A 4268-nucleotide genomic window follows, 5' to 3' on the forward strand; every position below is an offset into this window, starting at 1 on the left:
ACTCCGTTTTCGTTCACTACGCCCGAAGGAGAAGAGGTCAGTCTTGTAATTCCTCTGGGATTTGAAGAGCAGCGCACCGCAAGCCCGTGGAAGAAATTGGATAAAGATCTTAAAAACTATTTTTCAGCATACGTTTGCAATGCCGATAATCCCGAGGAAATTATGGAATTGTATTTCAACTTAAGAGAATATTCCGACATTAACACAAAAAAATGGCAGAGAAAACCGGAAAATCGGGAACTATATGATTATATAGAATATCCCGACAGTAATTTTATTTGCGTATTACAAGTCGAATATATATCCGACCCGTATATACTTTCTTTAGGAATAAATAATGGTGTAGATATTCATTATGCAATCATGTATCTTCAAAAAAACTCTTTGGATATTCAACTTTATTTTCCTCATGACAGCCTTATGACCGAACGGGCTAAAACTGTGATGAACGACATCGTAAAAAGCATCAAAATCAAATAACCGATTCATTTTTATATTTATCGCATCATATCATAAAACAGCGTATTTACATTTGCTTTCATAATTCACTTAACTAAAAAAATAATCAGTTTATGAAAGATCGTATTACATGGGTTCCTTCACTACTCACAGGCGAACTTATTCCTAAAAAACATCCGTTTGGGATCTGGATGACGAGGAAAATGAAGAAAGAAACGACAGAAGACAAGCATCTCTCATGGAAACAACACCTTACTCCCGCCCTAAAAATTATGAAGCAAATATCCGAATTTTCCAACCACCGATCACACCCGGGTCCGTTCTTCCGTATCCGTTTAACCGGATAATGCAAAATGTGGAAAAAAGAATACCTCAAAAGAATCCGACAAAACAAACGCAAACACAATCCGGCAAATTCAGCTTGCCGATAACCGCCCCGAACGCTCCGCGCGACAGCATTTCCGACCCCGATTTCCTTCGCATTATCGAACCATATCTGACTCCAAATCCGACAGGATTAAGTGCGGATACTCTCCGATCGATATCCCGGTCCCCGTCCATCCTCTCCTTCCCCGGGAGATATGTGGGTATTCGCAGAGTCTCAAAAAGACCGCAAAAATACAAATAATTCATTGATGGCCACTTTTACTCCCGATACCGAATATTACATAACGATAGAAGATCAGGAGAAAATGATTCAAGCTATAAATAAAGGAAGTTTAAAAAACGCAAACAGAGACTTTCATATAGACCAAAAGAAACACAAACCTCAAGAACAGAATTTTATACAACGCTATTTAAAAAATGAAGGCTTAAAAGGAGTTTTCGGAATATATCGTCGTTGTTACCGAAACGGAAAACTCGACGGATTTGAAAAAGCAGTGCTGGACGAGAATGGAGAGTATCGTTGGAAGCCGATAAAAGGACAATACAATATTGTTCCTAAAACATCATTTGAATAAAAGCCCGTTTAAATTTTCCGATAAGAAAATATTATCGGGTCAGATTTAGAACCTATCTAAATTTTCCAACAAAAATATGATCAGCTCATCTTTGCGTTTTCTTCCGGTCTTTTTCCCATTTTCCCTTGTCAGATAGTTTGCTATCTGACAAGGGAAAACAGAAAAATAACCTCGAAAGAAACTTTCAAAACTGACCCAAGTAAAACTTAGACAGCTTCTATATGGATCGACACAATAAAACATATCGAATTTTCCGGCCGAGAGAACAATATATAACCGACTTCACCGATAACAGGAACAAAAAACCGGAAGCTAATAAATGATAAACAGTTACTAACTTCCGGTTTTTCACCTTCATATCTTACTTATCGATCAAGGACTTCTTTCATACCTCAACTCTAACATGATGAACAATCAATCCCGATTAGAAAAATATTTCATAAATTGTACTCGCTCATAATACGATTGGTCGGGAACATTCTTAAAATTAAGCAATCCTTTAAATTCTCCTATCGTCTTAAACCCCTGACTTTGCATCCACTCTTCAAGAATAGTAAGCATCTGCATAATAATACCGTTTCCATGCTGATATAAGACAGAACAAAGTTCTACAGCCGAAGCCCCTGCCAGCAAAGCTTTAATTACCGCTTCCGGCTCATGAACTCCGGTAGAAGCCGCCAAAGACAAATTAGGAATTTGTCCCGACACGATTCCGATCCATCGCATCGTATTGCTAAAATCAGAAGAACTGCTGAATACCGTTCCAGAGGTAAATTGCATTTTATGTATATCAATATCAGGCTGATAGAAGCGATTGAACAATACCACACCATCTGCATTATTTGCTTTCAGTTGGTTGACGACCGCTACAATATTGCTGAAACGTTGTCCCATTTTTACCGTAACCGGAATTTTCACCGCATTTTTAATCGCTTTCAAAATATCGGTATGCAGCTTTTCATATTCACCGGGTTTCTCGTCTAATACCGTCGCTATTTTTAAAATATTAATCTCTATCGCATCTGCTCCGGCTGCCTCCATATCACGTGCAAAAGATACCCAACTCCCATTATCATAACAATTAATACTGGCAATAATCGGTATCGAACACGAAGCTTTGGCTTCACGTATCAACGTCAGGTACTCCTCTATCCTATGCGACCGCACATAATTTTGCACATAATCATACGCTTCGGGATAATCCGCCGAATGATACAAAACATGATCTGCCTGATCAAGTATCTGCTCCTCAAAAAGAGACTTCAAGACAACAGCTCCTGCCCCGGCCTTTTCAAGATCCTTAATTTTATCTATATTATTTGTTAACCCTGAACTTGCGACAATGAGAGGATTACGCAATGTAAGTCCGGCATATGCAGTCTGTAGTGTTTCCATATAATGGTAAGTTTAGATTTTTAATATACTCTTTCCCCGAAAATACGACTTCCCACGCGTACCAGCGTACTTCCGGCTTTTACCGCCAAAAGATAGTCATCGGACATCCCCATAGAGATTTCACAAAACGAACTATCTTCGGGAAAATAGTCTTTCTTTATTTCATCAAAAAAACTACGGAGTGATAGAAACTCCGATTCTATTTGTTTACAATCATTTGTAAATGTAGCCATTCCCATTACTCCGCAAAACCGCACATGGAGAAGATCTTTCCATGCTCCCGACCGGAGATAGTCACGGCACTCCTCAAAAGAAAAACCGAATTTACTTTCTTCTCGGGCAATGTGTATTTGCAACAAACATGAAACCACACGCCCGACATTTTCCGCCGCCTTATTTATTTCTTGCAGCAATTTAGGACTATCGGCACTATGTATCATAGAAACAAACGGTACGATCTGCTTCACCTTATTCGTTTGCAAATGTCCTATGAAATGCCACTCTATATCCTCCGGCAGAACAGGCTTTTTAGAAAGCAATTCTTGCACTTTACTCTCTCCGAAAAGTCGTTGACCGGCATCATATGCCTCCCGTATCATCTCTACCGGATGAAATTTGGAGACAGCAACCAATCTCACCCCCGAAGGAAGAGTTTGCTTTACCCGCTCTATATTTTCTGCAACAATATTCATATCTAAGATTCTGCAACAGGAGGAAGGTCTTCATCTTCAGCCGCATAGGGATATATGTCCATAATAGGCGTTTCGTTAATAGCAGCTATTTCGAAGTCGGCCATAGTACCTTTCATCCCTTCCAACAGGTTTTCCAAAGCTTTCTGCAAGTCCTGTGCCTGCACGAGCATATAGCTCGCTGTCCGCTTCTCCGCACCGCTCTTTTCGTCGAGCGTAATAAAATTGACTTTGCATTTAAACCACTTATCACCCGTCTCATCAAAAAATAACTCGCTGATATTGGCTCTCTTAATATTAGCGACAGAAAAATCGCCCGAAATAAAAGGTGTCATTTCCTTTATAATGCGAGCTTCGGCTTCGGTAAAAGAAAGAGCATCGACCATATAAGGTTCGGTAACTTTCTTCTGCATGCCGTTCTCCATCATTTTATCGTATTTTACTTTACATTCAAACCAAGTACTCATTTTATTTACCTCGTTCATTAATTATTATCTGCAAATACGAGAAAATATCAAAATCTTCTGTATCGTATAACAAAGATACCATTTTCGATTGAATTTACAGACAGATACAAAAATTAAAGTATCAAGTAAGATTTTTTAATACAGAATCTCTTATATTTGTATAAAATGAAATAAATCGGAATACCCTAATCCGGCAATAATCAAAATTACATTACCCTATCAATTGGATAGCGGAGAACAAACCCTAATGCACATTCATTCCCTTACAGGGCAATTGTTAAAAGCAATACAAATCG

Annotated in this window: 7 protein-coding genes; 3 read left to right on the forward strand and 4 right to left on the reverse strand. The window is 38.7% G+C overall.

The genetic code is table 11. The annotated features are described in order from the left end of the window. The coding region (locus AC1WHX_RS10835; RefSeq protein ID WP_481229336.1) for a hypothetical protein at window positions 1-480 on the forward strand (480 nt) is incomplete at its 5' end. Window positions 481-572: 92 nt separating this feature from the next. Continuing rightward, window positions 573-806 carry a hypothetical protein gene (locus AC1WHX_RS10840; protein ID WP_278585130.1) on the forward strand — a complete coding sequence of 78 codons (234 nt, stop codon included), beginning with the start codon at window positions 573-575 and terminating at the stop codon, window positions 804-806. A gap of 25 nt (window positions 807-831) precedes the next feature. Here AC1WHX_RS10840 and AC1WHX_RS10845 read toward each other — a convergent pair whose 3' ends face one another. Next, complete coding sequence (locus AC1WHX_RS10845; protein ID WP_278585127.1) at window positions 832-1092, reverse strand: hypothetical protein; 261 nt, start codon at window positions 1090-1092, stop codon at window positions 832-834. Between the two features lie 2 nt (window positions 1093-1094). On the opposite strand from AC1WHX_RS10845, the gene AC1WHX_RS10850 reads away from it, so the two are divergent. Continuing rightward, window positions 1095-1421 (forward strand): hypothetical protein, encoded by a 327-nt coding sequence (locus AC1WHX_RS10850; protein ID WP_278585124.1) that lies wholly within the window; start codon window positions 1095-1097, stop codon window positions 1419-1421. Between the two features lie 414 nt (window positions 1422-1835). Here AC1WHX_RS10850 and AC1WHX_RS10855 read toward each other — a convergent pair whose 3' ends face one another. Genes AC1WHX_RS10855 through AC1WHX_RS10865 form a run of 3 tightly spaced genes read right to left on the reverse strand, consistent with a single transcriptional unit; the run spans window position 1836 to window position 3990 of the window. Then, window positions 1836-2816, reverse strand: a complete 981-nt coding sequence (locus AC1WHX_RS10855; protein ID WP_022601723.1) for a dihydroorotate dehydrogenase-like protein — start codon at window positions 2814-2816, stop codon at window positions 1836-1838. Window positions 2817-2836: 20 nt separating this feature from the next. Then, window positions 2837-3508, reverse strand: coding sequence for a YggS family pyridoxal phosphate-dependent enzyme (locus tag AC1WHX_RS10860; RefSeq protein ID WP_481229337.1), 672 nt, complete (start codon window positions 3506-3508; stop codon window positions 2837-2839). A gap of 2 nt (window positions 3509-3510) precedes the next feature. Continuing rightward, window positions 3511-3990, reverse strand: a complete 480-nt coding sequence (locus AC1WHX_RS10865; RefSeq protein ID WP_009318714.1) for a DUF4494 domain-containing protein — start codon at window positions 3988-3990, stop codon at window positions 3511-3513. Window positions 3991-4268: the final 278 nt, after the last annotated feature.

This window comes from Coprobacter sp. (genome assembly GCF_982436375.1).